This window comes from Xenorhabdus szentirmaii DSM 16338 (genome assembly GCF_002632585.1).
Taxonomy (GTDB): Bacteria; Pseudomonadota; Gammaproteobacteria; order Enterobacterales; family Enterobacteriaceae; genus Xenorhabdus; species Xenorhabdus szentirmaii.
Window position 1 is genome coordinate 819173 of the sequence record NZ_NIBV01000002.1, and the last position, 17782, is coordinate 836954.

23 protein-coding genes and 1 pseudogene are annotated in these 17782 nt (G+C 43.1%); 10 read left to right on the top strand and 14 right to left on the bottom strand.

Features of this window, described 5'->3' with window-relative positions; all coding sequences use genetic code 11:
- Position 1: 1 nt before the first annotated feature.
- The 9 genes and pseudogenes from Xsze_RS13650 to Xsze_RS13690 all read right to left on the bottom strand — a co-directional run.
- Positions 2-1219 (bottom strand): annotated as a pseudogene (locus Xsze_RS13650) (DNA cytosine methyltransferase); the annotation flags it as partial.
- Positions 1216-3396, bottom strand: a complete 2181-nt coding sequence (locus Xsze_RS13655) for a replication endonuclease (protein ID WP_422645800.1) — start codon at positions 3394-3396, stop codon at positions 1216-1218. The pseudogene Xsze_RS13650 and the gene Xsze_RS13655, both read right to left, overlap by 4 nt.
- Positions 3393-4397: a phosphoadenosine phosphosulfate reductase domain-containing protein gene (locus Xsze_RS13660; RefSeq protein ID WP_038239553.1), complete on the bottom strand. Its 1005-nt coding sequence runs from the start codon at positions 4395-4397 to the stop codon at positions 3393-3395. Before Xsze_RS13660 ends, Xsze_RS13655 begins: the two co-directional genes overlap by 4 nt.
- On the bottom strand, positions 4390-5205 hold the full coding sequence (locus Xsze_RS13665) for a DNA adenine methylase (protein WP_038239556.1): 816 nt from the start codon (positions 5203-5205) through the stop codon (positions 4390-4392). Before Xsze_RS13665 ends, Xsze_RS13660 begins: the two co-directional genes overlap by 8 nt.
- Complete coding sequence (locus Xsze_RS13670) at positions 5195-5602, bottom strand: hypothetical protein (RefSeq protein ID WP_038239558.1); 408 nt, start codon at positions 5600-5602, stop codon at positions 5195-5197. Before Xsze_RS13670 ends, Xsze_RS13665 begins: the two co-directional genes overlap by 11 nt.
- A 1-nt stretch (position 5603) precedes the next feature.
- Complete coding sequence (locus Xsze_RS13675; protein ID WP_038239561.1) at positions 5604-5825, bottom strand: TraR/DksA C4-type zinc finger protein; 222 nt, start codon at positions 5823-5825, stop codon at positions 5604-5606.
- Positions 5818-6060 carry a DUF2732 family protein gene (locus Xsze_RS13680; protein WP_051462448.1) on the bottom strand — a complete coding sequence of 81 codons (243 nt, stop codon included), beginning with the start codon at positions 6058-6060 and terminating at the stop codon, positions 5818-5820. The genes Xsze_RS13675 and Xsze_RS13680 overlap by 8 nt, the downstream gene beginning before the upstream one ends.
- 77 nt (positions 6061-6137) lie before the next feature.
- Positions 6138-6473, bottom strand: coding sequence for a DUF5347 family protein (locus tag Xsze_RS13685; protein ID WP_038239563.1), 336 nt, complete (start codon positions 6471-6473; stop codon positions 6138-6140).
- A gap of 146 nt (positions 6474-6619) precedes the next feature.
- Positions 6620-6841, bottom strand: a complete 222-nt coding sequence (locus Xsze_RS13690; protein ID WP_038239565.1) for a hypothetical protein — start codon at positions 6839-6841, stop codon at positions 6620-6622.
- Between the two features lie 141 nt (positions 6842-6982).
- On the opposite strand from Xsze_RS13690, the gene Xsze_RS13695 reads away from it, so the two are divergent.
- Complete coding sequence (locus Xsze_RS13695) at positions 6983-7183, top strand: hypothetical protein (protein ID WP_038239568.1); 201 nt, start codon at positions 6983-6985, stop codon at positions 7181-7183.
- Here Xsze_RS13695 and Xsze_RS13700 read toward each other — a convergent pair.
- Genes Xsze_RS13700 through Xsze_RS13710 form a run of 3 tightly spaced genes read right to left on the bottom strand, consistent with a single transcriptional unit; the run spans position 7180 to position 8382 of the window.
- Complete coding sequence (locus Xsze_RS13700) at positions 7180-7965, bottom strand: hypothetical protein (protein WP_038239571.1); 786 nt, start codon at positions 7963-7965, stop codon at positions 7180-7182. The two genes, Xsze_RS13695 and Xsze_RS13700, sit on opposite strands and share 4 nt — an antisense overlap.
- Positions 7966-7993: 28 nt before the next feature.
- Entirely contained in the window at positions 7994-8197 is a 204-nt protein-coding gene (locus Xsze_RS13705; protein ID WP_038239575.1) for a hypothetical protein, read from the bottom strand.
- Positions 8197-8382, bottom strand: a complete 186-nt coding sequence (locus Xsze_RS13710; RefSeq protein ID WP_051462449.1) for a hypothetical protein — start codon at positions 8380-8382, stop codon at positions 8197-8199. The genes Xsze_RS13705 and Xsze_RS13710 overlap by 1 nt, the downstream gene beginning before the upstream one ends.
- 117 nt (positions 8383-8499) lie before the next feature.
- Between Xsze_RS13710 and Xsze_RS13715 the strand changes: the two genes are divergently transcribed.
- The 6 genes from Xsze_RS13715 to Xsze_RS13740 all read left to right on the top strand — a co-directional run bounded on the left by Xsze_RS13715 (position 8500) and on the right by Xsze_RS13740 (position 13155).
- Positions 8500-8847 carry a helix-turn-helix domain-containing protein gene (locus Xsze_RS13715; protein WP_038239580.1) on the top strand — a complete coding sequence of 116 codons (348 nt, stop codon included), beginning with the start codon at positions 8500-8502 and terminating at the stop codon, positions 8845-8847.
- A gap of 170 nt (positions 8848-9017) precedes the next feature.
- Positions 9018-9359 carry a hypothetical protein gene (locus Xsze_RS13720; protein ID WP_143707583.1) on the top strand — a complete coding sequence of 114 codons (342 nt, stop codon included), beginning with the start codon at positions 9018-9020 and terminating at the stop codon, positions 9357-9359.
- 90 nt (positions 9360-9449) lie between these two features.
- A complete protein-coding gene (locus Xsze_RS13725) occupies positions 9450-9974 on the top strand; it encodes a type VI secretion system-associated protein TagO (RefSeq protein ID WP_051462451.1) in 525 nt (174 codons plus the stop codon).
- Positions 9975-10036: 62 nt separating this feature from the next.
- Entirely contained in the window at positions 10037-11068 is a 1032-nt protein-coding gene (locus tag Xsze_RS13730) for a phage integrase (RefSeq protein WP_038239583.1), read from the top strand.
- A 300-nt stretch (positions 11069-11368) separates the two neighbouring features.
- Entirely contained in the window at positions 11369-12631 is a 1263-nt protein-coding gene (locus tag Xsze_RS13735) for a tyrosine-type recombinase/integrase (RefSeq protein ID WP_038239585.1), read from the top strand.
- Positions 12632-12936: 305 nt separating this feature from the next.
- A complete protein-coding gene (locus tag Xsze_RS13740) occupies positions 12937-13155 on the top strand; it encodes a helix-turn-helix transcriptional regulator (RefSeq protein WP_038239587.1) in 219 nt (72 codons plus the stop codon).
- A gap of 87 nt (positions 13156-13242) precedes the next feature.
- Here the strand turns inward: Xsze_RS13740 and Xsze_RS13745 are convergent, their stop codons facing one another.
- The gene (locus tag Xsze_RS13745; protein WP_038239591.1) at positions 13243-13434 is read right to left on the bottom strand and encodes a hypothetical protein; all 192 of its coding nucleotides are present in this window, start codon (positions 13432-13434) and stop codon (positions 13243-13245) included.
- A 233-nt stretch (positions 13435-13667) separates the two neighbouring features.
- On the opposite strand from Xsze_RS13745, the gene Xsze_RS13755 reads away from it, so the two are divergent.
- The 3 genes from Xsze_RS13755 (at position 13668) to Xsze_RS13765 (ending at position 17563) form a co-directional block, all read left to right on the top strand.
- A complete protein-coding gene (locus tag Xsze_RS13755) occupies positions 13668-14027 on the top strand; it encodes a hypothetical protein (protein WP_038239597.1) in 360 nt (119 codons plus the stop codon).
- A 96-nt stretch (positions 14028-14123) separates the two neighbouring features.
- A complete protein-coding gene (locus Xsze_RS13760; protein ID WP_244431820.1) occupies positions 14124-16472 on the top strand; it encodes a primase-like DNA-binding domain-containing protein in 2349 nt (782 codons plus the stop codon).
- 611 nt (positions 16473-17083) lie between these two features.
- Positions 17084-17563: an Hcp family type VI secretion system effector gene (locus Xsze_RS13765; RefSeq protein ID WP_038239603.1), complete on the top strand. Its 480-nt coding sequence runs from the start codon at positions 17084-17086 to the stop codon at positions 17561-17563.
- Here the strand turns inward: Xsze_RS13765 and Xsze_RS22790 are convergent.
- Entirely contained in the window at positions 17560-17757 is a 198-nt protein-coding gene (locus Xsze_RS22790; protein WP_244431818.1) for a hypothetical protein, read from the bottom strand. The two genes, Xsze_RS13765 and Xsze_RS22790, sit on opposite strands and share 4 nt — an antisense overlap.
- Positions 17758-17782: the final 25 nt, after the last annotated feature.

Below are 17782 nucleotides of genomic sequence, written 5' to 3' on the forward strand. Positions count from 1 at the left end.
AAATTCGTTTCCCAATCCATGCCATCACAGGCACCGCCATTGAGTTACCGATTGCCCGATAGCGATGACCATCGGGGCAATCAGTCGCTGCTTTACCATTCCACGGGATTTGGGTGTGATTATCAGGAAAGCCCTGTAATCGCTCACATTCAACTGGTATTAGACGACGAACGGCATAACCATAATTCACACCGTGAACATCGGATACTGTCAGCGTGTAGGAAATTTCAGGATGATAACCCATGCCGTTACCGCCATTTTCCGGCGCCCGATTTATCATGTTGCCAGCTAGCGCAATCGCCACTAAATCCGTGGCGCTTTTATCATCCCGTGATCTGAGTGTTGATGAGATGTCATCTGCTTTATATTCCCCAAATGACAGCAGGCGATAGGTGGATATCAACCCGCTGCCGTGCTGAGAAAATATCTCCTGATTGCTCATTCCGATCCCGCCTATGTTATGGCTCTGATTTAAGGTCGGATGTGGATTTAACGCTGAATCCCAGTGACTACAGATAACAGCGCGGCTTCCAGCATGGGCGGTAACTGCTTTCCTCGCCGTTCTGCGCGGTTCAGAATGCCGGTGCACGCTGTTTTGTTCAAAAAGTACCGTGGCGGGACAGAAGTCTTTTCGAGCACTTGCGACAACAAACACACGACGGCGTCGTTGGGCCACTCCGAAATATTGAGCGTCGAGTACTCGCCAGGCGATGTCTCTTTGTGGCCCAGACACATAACCTGCGTTTGTCCATTTCTTCCCTGATGGCTGCAATGGTTCATCTTCTCCGGCAAGTCCTGCAAGAAAACAACCGAAGGCGTTATCTTTGCTGGAGAATACGCCCGGCACATTTTCCCAGACGATAATTGCAGGCTGTTCGCCGTTTGCTGCTCTGACTGAATCAATGACATTTGCCAACTCCACGAATGATAAGGTTAATTGCCCGCGTTCATCGCCCAGTCCATTGCGTAAACCTGCAATGCTGAACGCCTGACAGGGCGTCCCGCCGACCAGAATATCCGGCGCATCGGCCTGATTTTCAGCAATCAATGCAGGGATTTTTGTCATATCCCCCAAATTTCGGACAAGCGGCCAGTGATAGCGCAGCACCTCACCGGGGAATTTTTCGATTTCACTGAACCAAGCCGGGGATAAGCCGAGCGGTTCCCATGCCATACTGGCGGCTTCAATGCCGGAGCAAACCGAGCCGAAACGTATCATTTCTGGCTCTCCTGATCGCCAAATGTTTCTACATCAGTATCCAGTTCAATCCCTTTTATCGGAATAAATTGGAGTGGGCCGTTTTCCATCAAGCTCCCCAGGCAAAGCAGAGATAACAGCCGTTCCGTTTCCACCGGAATAAAACTGCCATCTGTCCATAACCTAAATTTCTGTTCACCAAGGTTAATGTGTCCCCCGATGATTAATGATTTCGCCATCAACCGGCTAAAATTCATCCCGATTGACTGGGCGTAATCGACTACTTTTTCAACTAAGTTCTCCCCCTCGTTGATCGTACGCTGACCCCCCGTACAGTTATTGACAGAACTCCAAGGGGCGGCGATGCCGCCAGATAAAGACAAACCCCCACCGCTGACAGTGTCGCTGTTTGCCTGTAACTTCGGCACTATCTGCCAACGGTGTTCACGGGTTGAAATAAAGGGATCGTTGATAAGATAAGGGGAGGTAATCCCCTGAATGCGTTGCGTGTCTTCGCCGTAAGGGCTGCCCCCCTCCACGCGCTCATAAGAAAGGCGTGCGGTCAGATCGCGACGGGCAACCAACGGGCCACCCTGAGCCTCAGTGTATTTGGCCCAATCGCCGGCATCAGCGGCGTCAATGACCTCGTCCAGCTTTTTAATATTCAGGCGGGTATCGCCCAAACGACGCAGCTCCCGCCAGACCGAAACCGGCGCACCGCCGATTTGCTGAAACTGACGGATACGCCAGCGACTCGCCCACGCTGAAACCGCTTTCGCCATGTCTTTGATGGATTCGCCCGTTTCACCGTCTTTCTCATCGTCCAGCGCGTAGCCGTCAATATTCTTTGAGATGTATTTAGCGATATAGCCCGTGGCGCTGCCTTTTTCCTTGTCGATAGGCTCAACATGAAAGCGGGCTTTGCAGGCGGCTTCGCTGTTCAGTTCAGCAGCGTCTTCCAGCATGGCATGATGGCGAATAATGTCGCGCATTTTTTCGACATGTTCAGGATGCATAAACAGCAGCATGTGCCAGTGGGGTGTCCCGTCATGGTGAGGTTCTACGACACGGAAACCAAAGACGCTGATGCCTTCACGGGCATACGCTGCGCGGATGCGGGCCCAGACATTGCACAGGTACTTTTGGGTATCTCGGGGATTAGCGCCGTCCCAGTTTTCCACGAAGCCCCCTTTGCTGTGTACCGCGTGGTATTTTGACGGGGCGGTCATGGTATAAAACTCACCGACAAAACCGCGCTCGTCGGCCAAATCCTCAAACCCCCGCATCCGCACCATCAATTCGCAACGGCGCACGGCTGGATTGGCGACACTGCCCAGTACCATGTCACTCAATGGCACCCGCTCACCGAGTTCATTTTCTAATTCAAATTCTTTAAGAAATTCCCAATTCTTGCGCTTCTGCTCTTTCCATTCACGCAGGGTATTGCGGGACACATAGGGTGAGGCGGATTTTTGTACCTGTCCGACGGCAATCGCCATATGCTCGGCACGAATATCCCGCATTCTTTTCAGGCGGCCATACCACCATTTATCAGACATCAGACGAAGAAGCCCGGCACATAACTGATCAACCGTCACTTTTCTGCCCTGGGTTAACGGCTGCCAGTAAGGGGGAACAGTCCCGGCCTGTTGGGCCAGTTTTGCCATTCTTTGGTAGACTTTCAGCAAACGTTGTTCAGCTTCGTCCTGATCATCCGGGGGCTGGTTGACATACTGCGCGGAAACCATTTCGTAGCTGTCGGTCATAAATTGGGAGACATCCCACGCCAGCTGCCTAATCTCTTTGCGTTCCAGCGTCACCAGACGCTCTAATTGTTCGATAAAAGGGAAGGGTGTTGCACCGGCAGCCTGATGCTTGAATTGATAACGTGCAAAGACTGTATTCAGCCGTGGTAATACATTCTCACCAATGGTCTTACGCAAAAACGCATTAGCACGACGGCGGCCATTGCGGCCGGATCCGGTATAGATTTTTTTATAACGGTTAGAAAAATACTTTGCCAGAAAATCAGGCATGACCCCGATAAACTGGCGGCGCCATTCATGATCGGCGGGATTGGTATCCCATAGCAGACGTTCAGCCATCGTTGCATCAGTGGGCAAACCCGGCTGAGCGTCTTCACGCTGGCGATGCATGAAGCGTATTGCATCGCTGTTGTGTTCCATTAGCTCACTCATTCGCAAACACCTGCATACACAGAACTGCATGCCTGATGTGAATTTTCTTCGGCCAACAAGTCAAATTGACGCCCCCCCCTAGAAGTCAGTGCCCAATCGCGATAGGTTTCGATGCCGTGTGTTTCTAAGGTCACGCAGTCGATACGACGTTCCCGTTTCACCGGGTCTTGATGGGATGGAAAGAAAGTGGAATTACCCCGACGTGAACAGGCCGCCACCATCCGTTCCCAACGGGCAACGCGGGCGATTTCATCCGGGAAGCGAGAAAATATTTCGGCCAGTTCAGATTTGCGGGCATGAATGCAGGGCATACAGCCCACACGTGAACAGCCTTGCTGATACAGAGGATTAGGTTTAATGCCGTGTTTTTTTGCCAGTGCGAAAACCTGCTCATGTGTCCATGACAAAATAGGGCGGTAAACAGACAATCCGGCAGTATCATCAATATCAGATTCCCATGCCGGCAATTTCGCCCGCTCCGGTGATTCCTGCGCCCTGACACCCTGCCATGAGATCACTTCATCAAATTCAGTGAGCAACGGCTGGATAACCTGCTCAGCAATGGGCTTATGCTTAAGCTCGAAAGTACAGAACCGGGCTTTTGTTGACGGGAAACGGCCCTTTAACATACACAGGTCGAGAAAGGGGTTATCCGTAGGAAATAAGACCTTGAGTGCGGCAATAATGCGCTTTTCTGCCTGTGCTTCAGTCATGCCACATTCGGCAACTAAACTGATCGGCCAACGGGTTTTGATAAACTCGCGCTTGTTTTTAATCTGGCGGGCAAAGTCCGCCTTTACCCGCTGAATTTTCCCCAGCCGGTTTTCCAGATAATCCAGATAGTCCATGGTTTGCGGGTGTTCATGCCCGGTATCGGCAAAGATAACAATGTGCTTTACGCCGTTCTCGATAGCCAATAACCACTGGGCCAGGCTATCTTTTCCCCCTGAAACAGAAATCACATTGATGGTGTTTTCCGCATGACACCGGATATCAATCATGACGTCTCTCCAACACCGCAATAATCTCTTTAACCGGCTGGCGGTTGCCATTGGCCGCAATGGAGCGCGGGGCGGCGATTTCATGAATGGTGAAACCGAGATCGGCATACAGTGTTTTGGCTTCAATCGAGTTAGAAACGGTAACAGGCACACCAAGATGCACATTCAGTGTGTATAAATCAGCGGCCAAGGCTTCATGGTCGGTTTGGGTAAAAGTGGATTGGTGATATTGGGTAAAGGCCCCGTTCTCGGTCAGATAAGGCGGATCGCAATAAACCACGTCGCCGTGGTCAACGAGTGTTAAGGTGTCCTGCCATTCCAGACAAGCAACCTTTGCCTTTCTCCATTTCTGATGAAATTCGCGGATTTCTTTTTCAGGAAAGTAAACTGTTTTGTGTTTCCCGTAGGGGACATTAAATTTTCCCTGTTGGTTATAGCGACAAAGCCCGTTATAGGCATGGCGATTTAAATAGAGGAACAGGAGCGATTTAAGGTACTCGCTGGTATAGGCGTCACCATTGAAACCGGCACGGCGGGAATAATAGATAGCCTGATGATTACTGTTTTCAAAATATTCTTTAGCATCCCGAATAAAGCGTTCGTCATCCCACAGAATGACTTGATAGAGCCTGATTAAATCCTGATTGATATCCGCAATAAAATACGCGTCATAGTTCGTATTCATCATCACCGCACAGGAACCGGCAAACGGTTCAACCAGCCGCTTACCCGCTGGCAAATGAGGCAGTAACTTATCCATAATACGGACTTTTGAGCCTGCCCATTTCAGAATGGTTTTATTTGCCATTACCCGCCCCCTCATAACAAAAATATTCAGGGGCTAATAATGAATACTCATAAAATGAAAAGTTGATTTCAAGGAGGGAGTCCAAGCTACTATGGAAATGATGAATTTCATTAATTCGGATAGTGATCCGTGGAAAAGTGTTATCAACACGATCGTTTTCGCCAACCAGAGAAAATAAAATAAAATCGCCTTTACTCGTGCTAGTCGGTAATGTTTTTTGACTAAAAATATTTTCAATGCCAACACTTTTTATGATAAAGAATTGGCTGATCCTTTCTGCATCGTTTAAATCAATACGTTTGTCGCAACCCGTATCGACACCAATACAGTGATTTTTATTATCTTTAATAATATCAAATCCTATTTTATCAATATTAACAAAATGAATTTGTCCCATTTCACACACTCCGATAATGTTTTATTTTCAGTTCAAAAACGTCTTGACAAGGGGTACAACGGGTCACGCCGGCGATAATCATCCGGCGTTCTTCGGGGATAGCGCGCCCGCACACTTCACATTCAAAGGCAGAGACACCAACAGGACGGTTAACATGGGCTGCTATCCGCTGCGCCAGTAATTCAGCGGCGCAGTCAAGCACGCAGTCGAGCTCCTTAGACATAGTTCCACTCCTGCGCCTGACGCTCGATATTCTCAATTTCCTCTTGCAGCAGGGCGGAACTGGCCGAATACGCCATCTCGTGATTTAAAATACGGGCGGCCAATTTCACCAAACGCACAGAATACAAATTCGCACAGTGCTGGCGTTCCTCTTTACGCACCGTCCTGATTAATTCTGCGATACCGTCGGTATCTGGATTTTTCGCTAAATATTTCGTTGCATAATTTTCTGTCATTTTGCTATTTCCTGTTTTTAGGCAATAAAAAGCCCTGACGGTCAAGCGTCATAAAAACGGTATTTTGTGTTTTTTAATTAAAAGGCGATGCTTTCAGGCATAAGAGACGCAACCGCTTTAAACTGAATAATGGCTTCTATAAATGCTTTTTTCTCATCGTAGGTAAAACTTTCATAAGGTGTACCGTATTTTGATTTAGGGAAGCCCGCTAAATGAAGAATGGAATGCAGAACGCGTTCATTGTTTCGAGATCGGTTATTGGTGCGGTCGCGCATGTTCTTAATAAATTCAGCAATCGCTTTATCACTGTTTTGTTTTAAAACACGGTTTTTTATTTGCGCTGTATTCAGCATGCCGTCAATTTTCTCATCCAGCGTCAAAATAACTGCGCGATATGGTTCAGTATTTGCCATTGTTTTACCCTCATAATAAGGACAATAACGGGGTTAATATTGTTGTCGCTAACCCGATTGAAACTAAAATCATGCCCAGAGAGCTGTCGTTCCGACCTTTGGTTTCCGTGGCCCTGGAGTGAAAATCATCCCCTGTCACCCGGAATTTATGTTGCATCCTCGTCAATTGGTTCATGTATCCGCCTGTATAATTGCTGGGCGCAACTCAACGCCCGTTGTTTTGAGTCGAACCGGCCATAACTATATTCACCGTCACTCACCTGATATTGACGCGCCAATCCATCCCGTTTGCGTAACGGGCGAATAAATAACGCACCGAACTTAATTTGACCGCCGTTTAATTCCACTGGTGTTGGCAAAATATTCATTTTTTATTACCTCATCGTTATTATGTTGCCGGTTTTTAGCCCTGTCCGGCGCAGGGTGTTGTGGTATAGTTCTGTTGCCCGTTGTTTCTTTGAACGGAGATACAGGCAAAAAACATCAACCACCCTATAGAAGGAGTTATCATGTCCTGCGAACAACAAATAAAAGAAAATTTAAAAGCACTTGAGTTAATACTCGATAATTTAGATTATTCTTCTGCTGAGTTAATCTCTTCTCGTGAAATAAACGAGATACAAGATTTATTCCTTAGTGTTGGTGCTAAACTCAGAGATAAATTGCCACCCGCCGGCATTGTAACGAATGTTATTATTGATACATTCTAAATACTCTTACCGGTATCTTTACTGATGCCGGTTATCTCTACTCTTTTCATACCTAAAGCACAAATAGCATCAAAAACAGATTGCAAATCTTCTGACAGGATTAAACAATTTTTATCACGATAATTGTTAATGACCCTGACTATACCGTGCATTAATTCCATTTTTTCAGAAGAGGTTAAAGGCTTAGCCTGATAGGTAAGACCGTACTTTTTTCCTTCGATAACTTTATTAACGGGTTCTGAATTCGAAGGAATATTTTGTTCTACAGGTTTATCCACCGACTGTTGAGCCTTTTGATTACTGTCAAACCAAGTGACAATTGTATCGATTTGGCGATTGTCTCTTCCGGTAGCATCCGTCAACGTAATTATTTCAATTCGTTTTATTTCTTGTTCACCAAATTTTTCAGAATATAAAGAACCGTTTCTTACAGATAAATTTAAATCCGAAGCATTGAACGAGGACTTAATTTCACCAGCTGGCTGTTGATTATTCTGATTGGAAAGATTTTCTTCCCCTTCATCATCACCACAAAGAGACGACAGATAATCATCCCAACCCGCACAGGAGGAACATTGCTGCAATTCCCCCTCACCCAGACGCACAGACCGGGACAGGTAATAATTATCCCCTGTTGCGATTTGCATATATTGCTCCAGCGTGTTCTGGATAAATTCCGGGGTAACGTCAATCTCATCTTTAACATCAAAAAAAACATCATGTAGACGATCCAGTATTGCAAATTGCAGGCTGCTACGTTCCCAAAGTGTTAATTTTTTCATTTTTTACCCTCTGCGTTTAATTAATGTTTCAGCTATTTTTGATAGCATCTTCCAGCATGGCGATCATATTGACCTGAATTTTTTCTTTACTGCTTTTTTTGGGGCGAATGATAATTTCTCCTCTATTCACCATTGCGCGGCAGGTGTTTTCAGGGATACCACTAAAATCAGAGTATTTCTTAATTGATACATACGGTGAAACAACATAATAATTAATAATAATGTTTTTCATCACTGTACCTGTTCAGTTTGAGCCTCAGCTTTTTCTTGCGCTGCTTGTTTACCTGCCAAGTAGTAAATGCGAGCCAGACTTGCTTTAGAGCGGTTTTCTTCGCGAGCAATTTCTTCTAACTCTGCATCTTCTTCTAAGGACAGCCGTAGTGCGACTTGCTTTGTAGAGATAACGCCCCTCGGCAATCGCGACCGTCGATCATGTCTATCTTGTGCCATAATGTTATATTGTGATCCACTAAGTTATGTTTACATTCATTGTTGATCACTATAGGTGTCAAGTCAACAAGGAGATTAAAAAATATGTACACTATAGGTTTCAGATTGAAAGAGGAGCGGACACGTTTGGGACTAAACCAAACTGACTTTGCTAACTTAGCGGGGTATTCTCGCGGTGCTCAAGCGTGTTATGAAAGAGATGAAAAAGTTCCGGGCGGAGCGTATCTACAAAAATTAGCGGAACATGGTTGTGACGTTCTATATATCTTAACAGGAAACAGGACGCCACAGACTCAAGTAACGATATCCAATGAAGAACAAACACTAATTGAGTATTACCGTGCTATGAGCGAAGAATCTCGCGCAAACATGAGAGCTGTAGGATCAGCTTTTGCACAATCAACACTTGATAGCCAAGTAAAAAATAGGTGATTATTCAAATTTAAACCATTTACATAGTTGACTATTATTTAGATTAACAATTGAAATTGTGATCTATGAATATGTTTCATATGTATCACAATGTTACATTACGCACCACTAACTACTTGTTTTTTTTACAATATTGATTAACATACAACCAATATAGAGGAGATATTTTAGTGAGCACAATGGGAAGCAGAATCACAAAGGAACGTAACCGTTTGAATATAAATCAATCAACCTTTGAAACTTTTATCGAATGTCCTCGTAACTCACTATGGCGTTACGAACAGGACGAAATTCCACTTGAAGGAACACACTTGCAAAGATTAGCCGCCATTGGCTTTGATGTAGCTTACATCCTCACAGGAAACAGAATACAGATAATGGATATCTCAATAGAAGAACAGGGAATAATTGAGCAATATCGCGCCATGACTGAGGCGTCGCGTTTAAAGCTACAGAAAGCTGGCAATAGTATTGCGTATGGGAGAAATAGAGAAAGCGTAAGGCTCAAATAACTACAGCTATTGCTACTTGGCTGTAGTTATTTGTACCTTATAGCTTTGTATATCTGCCGTTAAAAATTAAATAAGATGGAATTAAGTATTATGAAAATTAGTAAGTTTACTCTTGTAAGTACATTAATTGCTTTATCAGCGTTAACTACAAATGCTTTTGCAGATGATTCACTATCACTGGATGATAAAGGAGAATGGGAAATTCAGAAAAATAAATCTCCTATTGATGACTCTGAAAATATTCATTTATACATATATGCTGAAAAACCTATAAAAGGTATGTTTGGTAAGGTTATTCGGCCAACATTAAACTTTGTCTGTCGCGAAAATAAAACAGATGCCTTTATAACTTGGGATACTTATTTAGGTATTGATTCATCTGACATGATAACTAGAATTGACTCTAAAAAAGCAGTGACACGGGAAGTTTACATATCCACCGATAATAAAGCTGCATTTTTCCAAATGCCAGTTTCTATAATTAAAGAAATGTCTAATAGTCAAAAACTTTACGCACAAATTATACCTTACGGAGAAAGCCCTGTTGCAACAACATTTAATTTGAAAGGATTATCCGAGGCAGTAAAACCATTAAGGCAAGCATGTAAATGGTAGTTTTAACATTGGCTGAGTTATAACCTCAGCCTTTCCATTCACTTTAATTTAGAAAAATTCTTATGGCTGTCAGAAAACTTCCAACTGGTAAATGGATTTGTGAATGCTATCCCAATGGCAAAACTGGCCCACGGATCAGAAAACAGTTCGCAACCAAAGGCGAAGCGATGGCCTTTGAGCGAAAGCTAGCCCCCAAAGAGATATCAGCAGATAACATTAAGCAGGCAATAAAGTTAAGTAATTTGGTTGAACGCTGGTATGAGATGCACGGTAAAACGCTGGAGTCTGGTCATTCGCGAAAATCCAAATTGGATGCAATTTGCATGCGGCTAAATGATCCCTATGTTACCGAGTTTGATAAAAATATGTTTGCGGTATACCGCGAGCAACGTCTTAACGGTAAATGGAATGCAAAAGGCAAGAGTGCACCAAAGCAAGCCACTGTTAACCGTGAACAATCGTATATTCATGCAGTATTTGCAGAATTAAAAAGATTGGGTGAATGGGTAGGAGAGAACCCTCTTGATGGAGTCCGCCAGTTTAAAGAGGGTGATCAGGAACTGGCCTTTCTTTATCTGGAAGACATAAAACGACTATTGGCAGCGTGTGATGAATCAAGGAATAAAGATTTAGGTTGTGTAGCTCGTATTTGTCTGGCAACAGGAGCGAGATGGGGAGAAGCACAGTCGTTAAGCCAGTCTCAAGTCATGCCTTATAAAGTGACTTTCACTCAAACCAAAGGAAATAAAAACAGAACCGTGCCTATTTCTAAAGAATTATATGAGTTGTTACCTAAAAGGCGGGGAGCTTTATTCTCGAATTGTTATGACGCATTCGAAAACGCTTTGAAAAAGGCAGGAATCATTTTACCAACAGGGCAGTGCACCCACGTTCTACGCCATACGTTCGCCAGCCATTTTATGATGAATGGTGGCAACATTTTAGTGTTACAACAAATATTAGGACATAGCTCCATTATGATGACGATGCGTTACGCACATTTTGCGCCCGACCATTTAGATGCAGCAGTCACATTAAACCCCTATGACCAACTAAAAAAGTTGAAAAAAAGTGGCGACGGAAAAACATATTAATTTATATAAATATACATCTGGATAAATTAACATGTTATTTTTCAGTAAGTTATTGATTGTAAAACATCATGCAAATTTTTTAAAATCCCTCGGCCTCTAGGCTGTGCGGGTTCAAGTCCCGCCCTGGGCACCAAACATAAGTTTACTAACGTCTACTCTAGTAAACTAACTCCTAGAAAGACCTGATAAATCAATCAGGTCTTTTCTTTTTATGTCTACTTTAGTCCATTGCAATCAACATGCACCACGGGGCATAATCTGGGGCACCTACACTTCTATTTTTAAATGTGCCCCTAAAAAATGAAACCAAACGCACGACAAATCGAAGCAGCAAAACCCAAAGAAAAAACCTACAAACTCGCTGATGGTGGCGGACTCTATTTGGAGATCACCTCACGCGGCTCTAAATACTGGCGTATGAAGTATCGCCGCCCTACCGATAAGAAAGAAGACCGACTGGCTTTTGGTGTTTATCCGGTAGTGTCTTTAGCCGATGCTCGTGCTAAACGGGATGAAGCCAAAAAACTCATAGCCCAAGGCTCTGACCCCAAAGCAGAGAAAAAAGGGGCACAAGCCGAATCAAAAGGGGCACCTCCCTTTGAGCAGATAGCCCGTGAATGGCACGCCAGCAATAAGCGATGGAGTGAAGATCACAGCAACCGCATTCTGCGCAGCCTTGAACATTATATTTTTCCTCATATTGGCAAGCTCGATATTTCCACTTTAAGAACAAGCCAACTTTTAGCGCCTATCAAATCCGTTGATGCTGATGGTAAACACGATATCGCTCAGCGATTACAGCAACGTGTAACATCCATCATGCGATATGCTGTTCAGAATGATATTCTTGAATCTAATCCCGCAAATGATATGTCTGGCGCGCTTTCCACTGTAAAAGCCAAACATCACCCAGCACTCCCCCACGAACGCTTACCTGAATTTCTTACCCGTCTTTCTCACTATCGCGGGCGCTTGATTACTCAAATTGCTGTAGAACTGACTTTATTAACGTTCGTCCGTTCCAGTGAGTTGAGATTTGCCCGTTGGGAAGAACTTGATCTTGAAAATGCAGTCTGGAAAATTCCCGCCATAAGAAAACCCATTGAAGGCGTTAAATTCTCTGAGCGTGGCATGAAAATGAAAACTGAGCATATTGTGCCGCTGAGTCGTCAGGCCGTATCTCTCTTTAAAACCTTGCAGGGTTTGAGTGGAGAATGTGAGGTGATGTTTCCTCATGACCATAATCCGGCAAAAGTCATGAGCGAAAGTACCGTAAATAATGCCTTACGCGGTATGGGATACGACACCAAAACAGAAGTTTGTGGTCATGGATTTAGAACAATGGCGCGTGGTGCGATGGGTGAATCGGGATTATGGAACGATGACGCAATAGAACGCCAATTAAGCCATGTGGAAAGAAAGAACGTCCGTGCTGCGTATATTCACACATCTAAGCATCTGGATGAACGGCAGCTAATGGTTCAATGGTGGGCTGATTATCTGGACGCAAATAGAGAAAAATATATAACTCCATATGACTTTGCTAAAAAACGGCGGAAATAATTTCATCTGGAACTATATATTATATTGCGTATCTGAGACATCAGGTAAATATAATATTTTATTAAGGTGTACTGGCTAATTTTATACCAGTCCGTAGTATCGTTACGGGTTGATATATTTTCCATCGTTAGTATTTTCTAACTAAAAATGATTAATAATCAAAATAATAAGATGTAACACACTCTTTGTATGAAACGGATTACTATTCCAATGTGATGATCTCACATTGGAACTTCGGTTTAATTATCCCTGTTCTAATAACGTCTAGAAACATCAAATATAGATAAGTTAACAGGGAAAACCACATGTCAATAATTACCACACCTAAAGAAAGTCTTATTCGTTTATCAGAAGTTCAACGCAGAACAGGTTATAGCAAAGCGTGGATCTATAGACTTATTGGAGAAGATAAATTCCCGAAACAAATTAAAATTGGCACTCGCTCAGTTGCTTTTCTTGAATCAGAAGTTGATGGCTGGATAGATCAACGTATAGCTGAATCTCGCGGCGTAGTAGCACAATGAAAGCAAAAAGGGTAATACAGTGAATGCTACCCTTAACTTGCTATCTTTTAGAGAGTTAGTTAACTATCAGATTTATTATTGGTTGGTTCAGCCTTTTGGCTCTACACCCAGTCTTTCTAATTCTTTGCGGCCTAATGTTTTTAACCAATTACCTAAAGTAATTCCTGCATCGGACGCAGCATCTTCAAATTGTGCTTTTAATTCTGGTGTTATTCTGATTTGGAAAGTGGGAGACAAACCTTTTCCTTTTTCAGTTTTGTCTCTTTTTAAGATTGACATGTACGTACGTAACCTTATAGCATGTGATTTATTATGTACGTACTTTATCACGGTGTATGTACAAAAAGAAACGCCCCCGAATGATATTGACCGTATCAAACGAGGGCTAACCACCAACGATAACTACAATATCGAGGTAGCTATGTTTCAATATACCTTTCTAACTGGAAAGGGCAAAGCCCGTTTACCTAAATTCTTCCCTATGTACCTTATCTCCATTCTGGAGGTGAGCCATGTTTAAGCTCATTATTACAACCACAAATCAGCATATTGGCGAGATAAAAAAAGAAACAATCCGTTACAAATACAAGACATTGCGCGGAGCAGAGAAAGCCGCCATGCGTATTCGCCATTCTTGCATACCAGATAATAAATCTATCGACATTGAAATAGTCAGAACGTACGAACGTCGAGCGCCTATTTCACTTACTCAGGCTATGCACAACACGGGGCTGGCAACTTCTTTATTCTACGTCATTCTTGAAAAAGCCAAAGACGAATGCTCTATCGATTTAAATAACCTGATTGCGTTAGCCTGTGATATCAATCAGGACGTTTACCATGCGCTTCAAGCGGCTGTTTACGAGGAATAAAGCATGAGTCAATCATCTTCATATGGATATAAAGCTCATAAAAGCAGCGTAGAAACCCACCCGATAAACATTATCCGAACAGTGAAACAATCAGCTATGAATCATTGGCAAAGCTTGTTGCCAGCCTGTGGCGTTGATGTTCCGGCAAAGAGTAAGCATGGTGCTTGCCCGATATGCGGCGGTACTGACCGTTTTCATTTTATAGATGATAACCATCACGGCGATTGGCATTGTCGCCAGTGTGACCAGCCCAATCATGGCGATGGTTTGGATTTAGTGGCGAGAGCTAAAGGCATCACTATTCTGGCAGCGGCTAAGCAGGTTGCTGATGTGCTGGCAATGCCGTTACCTGAACCTATATTCAAACCAGTCAAAGAGCAGCCCCGAACAGTAAAACCCATTGCAGAACGGATCGCGGTGCTGGTGGAAAAGTCGATAAGGGGAGAATCTCAGTATTTGGTGAAAAAGGAGCTGCAATACCCCAATCAGCGGTTATTACAGGGTTCTCTATTATTGGTGACTCAGACACTAAGCGATACCAATACGGGCGCACAAATCATCAAGCCTAACGGCGAAAAACGCCTTGTTTCCGGCACGCAGAAGAAAGGGAGTTTTATTCCGGTATCTGAAATTACCGGAACGCCGGACACCATCATCATTACAGAGGGTTACGCGACAGCACTCACTGCTAGCCAGTTACATAAGGGCGTGGTACTGGCTGCCATTGATGAAAGTAATTTACTGAATGTAGCCGAATTGGTCAGAAAACAGTGGCCTGAATCGAAAATCATTCTTGCTGCCGATAATGACTGGCATTCACAAGGCGAACGGGACAAAAACGGCAAGCTCAAAAAGAATGTGGGCAAAATAGCGGCAGAAAAGACCGCTAAAGCGATTAATGGCTGGGTAACGTTACCGCCAATGGAATATAAAGCCGACTGGGACGATTATCGTCAGCGTCACGGCATAGAGGCAGCAAGGCAGGCATTCAGCAACGGATTATATCAGGTTGGAGAGAAAAAACTCATGGAAGCAGAAGCGGCAGTGATCCACGAAACTAAGCCCAAAAAGGCCAATAACAATCTGGCACAAATGGCAGCCAGTCAGCGCGGGGCATTGCTGGTTGAGCATTACAAAAAAATCGCGGTACATGCTGAAAGCGAAGCAGTTTATCACTATAACGGCACAACATGGGAAACCCTGTCAGATAACGAGCTTCGTCGCGCAATGGTGGCAATTTTTGACCAGCACGACACTCCGTACAGCCCAAACGGGATCAATAACGCTATCTGCGCCATGAAATTACAAATTCCGGTCATTGGCGAACAACGGTCGGATTTAATCGGGTTTTGTAATGGTGTGTATGAGCTATCGACACAACAATTTACCCCACTCCAGCCGGAACACTGGCTAATTAATCATAACGGCATTGCATTCACACTGCCTGTTGTCGGTGAAAATTTACCAGACCATGCCCCCGATTTTTACCGCTGGTTATCCCATGCAGCGGGTCAGAATGAAAACAAAATGAATCGTATCAAAGCTGCCCTGTTTATGATTCTGGCAAACCGTTATGACTGGCAGCTCTTTATTGAAGTGACAGGCGAAGGTGGTAGCGGTAAAAGTGTGTTTACTTATATCGCTACCTTATTGGCAGGCGAACATAACACCGCCAGTGGCAATATGAGAGCACTGGATGAAGCCAGAGGCCGTTATCAGTTTGTCGGCAAGAGCTTAATTACGCTGCCCGATCAGGTTAAATATGTCGGTGAAGGGGCAAGCATTAAGGCCATTACAGGCGGCGACCTGATTGAAGTTGACGGAAAATACGAGAAGCAGTTTTCAACGATTATTAAAGCTGTCGTACTAGCCACCAATAACGAACCGATGAGTTTTACAGAACGCAATGGCGGTATAGCACGGCGGCGGGTGATATTTCCGTTTAATATTCCAGTCAAAGAATCGGAGAAAGACCCACAATTGACGGAGAAAATCAGTCGGGAGCTTTCAGTGATTATTCGTCATTTATTAACAGAATTTGCCGACCAGAATAAGGCTAAAAAACTGCTACAGGCGCAACGCGACTCGAACGAAGCGTTAACGGTAAAAAGTCATTCCGATCCGTTGTATCGCTTTTGCGATTACCTGGTGTCTGTCAATGATGCAACTGGAATGAAGATGGGCAATAAGAACATCAACCCACGCGCACCGAGATTATACTTGTATCACGCCTATCTCTCTTTTATGGAAGCACACGGCTTTGAACGTCCGCTGACACTAACAAAATTTGGTGAATCCATCCCCAAGATTATGCTGGAGTACCGAAAAGAGTACCGAAAAGTGCGAACCAAGAAAGGCTTTTCCTACAACGTTGAATTATCAGAAGAAGCCGAAGAATGGCTACCGTCAGTGCCTGAGCGTCGAGATTTCACGTCACCTATATAAAACTTTTGGCTTTAAGTCTGCATTCCATACACTATTTCAATTATCTATCTGTATTTAAAAGAAAATAATAGATGTATAGTTATTTTTTAACTATACATCAACTCTACATTCTCTTCATTAATCTAAAAAGTGGGTGAACAGATGATACAGTCAGTGAATATCATATTAATTGCATCAAACCCATATGTAGCAAGGCTTTCAGGGTATTGTGCAGAGGGTGCATAACTGAGAGGGTGAAAAAGATTTTCAGGGGATATCTCTGGTAGGAAAACTAAATATTCTAATTTAACGTGCTCATTTTTCTGTTTAAGGAAGCAATTAGTAGATAAAAATATCTTTATGTTTTGATATATATCAAAGCATAATTCAAATTAACAAACTAAATAATCGTTTTTATAGGCTGTCTAATGGCATGTTTTTTATGTTAGGATAATCAATGTCACTTAATTTAATGTATATATGACTCATTGAGTCATAGGATTTTTAATTACCATGTTATAGTTTTTATCATTATTATTTTTATTCATGGAAAATTAGGGATATAGCTATTGACAGTGACAGGCAGATAAATAACTATGTGCTTTATTGTTATAAAATCAAAAGGAAACGAAATGGCTAATATTATTTACATGACCTTAAATGGTAAAAAACAAGGATTGATCTCAGCAGGTTGTTCAACTTATGATTCAATTGGTAATAAATACCAAGAGGAAAACAAGGATAAAATATTGGTTTATTCTATAGACCACGATATTAATAGAGAACAGAATGTAAACCATCACCCTATAGTAATAGCAAAACCAATCGATAAATCATCTCCATTATTAGGGGTTTCCATATCAAATAATGAACATCTAGATTGTTTACTTGAAATCTATAGAAATAGTTCAGCAGGGGGATTGGAAAAATTTTATTCTATCAAATTAACGAATGCCACTATAAAAAACATCTCCAGCCATTATCCTAATTCACTAAGCCACAATGATATGCAACCATATGAAAGTATAACAATTTCATATGATAGCATAACATGGACACATCACATTGCTGGCACATCAGGCTACAGTATAAGAGAAGAGAATGTATTTTAATTCTTCTCAACCAAAAACAAAATGGTACGGTCAGTATCATTTTGTTTTATACTTATAGTAGTACCATCTTTGCGCCAGCGTTCATCTCCCCAATACTTATCGAAGTATTTTTTAAAACCCATATTTTCAGTATATTCTATTAATTCTACCAAACGATTAGATTTTACATTTGAAAAGGTGATTTCGTTAGTCATTGTATTATTACCGTCTGGGGAGTCG

Coding starts and splice junctions, on each gene's coding strand:
- Xsze_RS13670 (WP_038239558.1), bottom strand. CDS start 5,602: ATGGGACAAATTCATTTTGTTAATATTGATAAAATAGGATTTGATATT.
- Xsze_RS13685 (WP_038239563.1), bottom strand. CDS start 6,473: ATGGCAAATACTGAACCATATCGCGCAGTTATTTTGACGCTGGATGAG.
- Xsze_RS13760 (WP_244431820.1), top strand. CDS start 14,124: ATGAATCATTGGCAAAGCTTGTTGCCAGCCTGTGGCGTTGATGTTCCG.
- Xsze_RS13745 (WP_038239591.1), bottom strand. CDS start 13,434: ATGTCAATCTTAAAAAGAGACAAAACTGAAAAAGGAAAAGGTTTGTCT.
- Xsze_RS13660 (WP_038239553.1), bottom strand. CDS start 4,397: ATGATTGATATCCGGTGTCATGCGGAAAACACCATCAATGTGATTTCT.
- Xsze_RS22790 (WP_244431818.1), bottom strand. CDS start 17,757: ATGACTAACGAAATCACCTTTTCAAATGTAAAATCTAATCGTTTGGTA.
- Xsze_RS13695 (WP_038239568.1), top strand. CDS start 6,983: ATGTCCTGCGAACAACAAATAAAAGAAAATTTAAAAGCACTTGAGTTA.
- Xsze_RS13725 (WP_051462451.1), top strand. CDS start 9,450: ATGAAAATTAGTAAGTTTACTCTTGTAAGTACATTAATTGCTTTATCA.
- Xsze_RS13705 (WP_038239575.1), bottom strand. CDS start 8,197: ATGAAAAACATTATTATTAATTATTATGTTGTTTCACCGTATGTATCA.
- Xsze_RS13690 (WP_038239565.1), bottom strand. CDS start 6,841: ATGAATATTTTGCCAACACCAGTGGAATTAAACGGCGGTCAAATTAAG.
- Xsze_RS13715 (WP_038239580.1), top strand. CDS start 8,500: ATGTACACTATAGGTTTCAGATTGAAAGAGGAGCGGACACGTTTGGGA.
- Xsze_RS13665 (WP_038239556.1), bottom strand. CDS start 5,205: ATGGCAAATAAAACCATTCTGAAATGGGCAGGCTCAAAAGTCCGTATT.
- Xsze_RS13675 (WP_038239561.1), bottom strand. CDS start 5,825: ATGTCTAAGGAGCTCGACTGCGTGCTTGACTGCGCCGCTGAATTACTG.
- Xsze_RS13740 (WP_038239587.1), top strand. CDS start 12,937: ATGTCAATAATTACCACACCTAAAGAAAGTCTTATTCGTTTATCAGAA.
- Xsze_RS13700 (WP_038239571.1), bottom strand. CDS start 7,965: ATGAAAAAATTAACACTTTGGGAACGTAGCAGCCTGCAATTTGCAATA.
- Xsze_RS13730 (WP_038239583.1), top strand. CDS start 10,037: ATGGCTGTCAGAAAACTTCCAACTGGTAAATGGATTTGTGAATGCTAT.
- Xsze_RS13680 (WP_051462448.1), bottom strand. CDS start 6,060: ATGACAGAAAATTATGCAACGAAATATTTAGCGAAAAATCCAGATACC.
- Xsze_RS13755 (WP_038239597.1), top strand. CDS start 13,668: ATGTTTAAGCTCATTATTACAACCACAAATCAGCATATTGGCGAGATA.
- Xsze_RS13655 (WP_422645800.1), bottom strand. CDS start 3,396: ATGAGTGAGCTAATGGAACACAACAGCGATGCAATACGCTTCATGCAT.
- Xsze_RS13765 (WP_038239603.1), top strand. CDS start 17,084: ATGGCTAATATTATTTACATGACCTTAAATGGTAAAAAACAAGGATTG.
- Xsze_RS13735 (WP_038239585.1), top strand. CDS start 11,369: ATGAAACCAAACGCACGACAAATCGAAGCAGCAAAACCCAAAGAAAAA.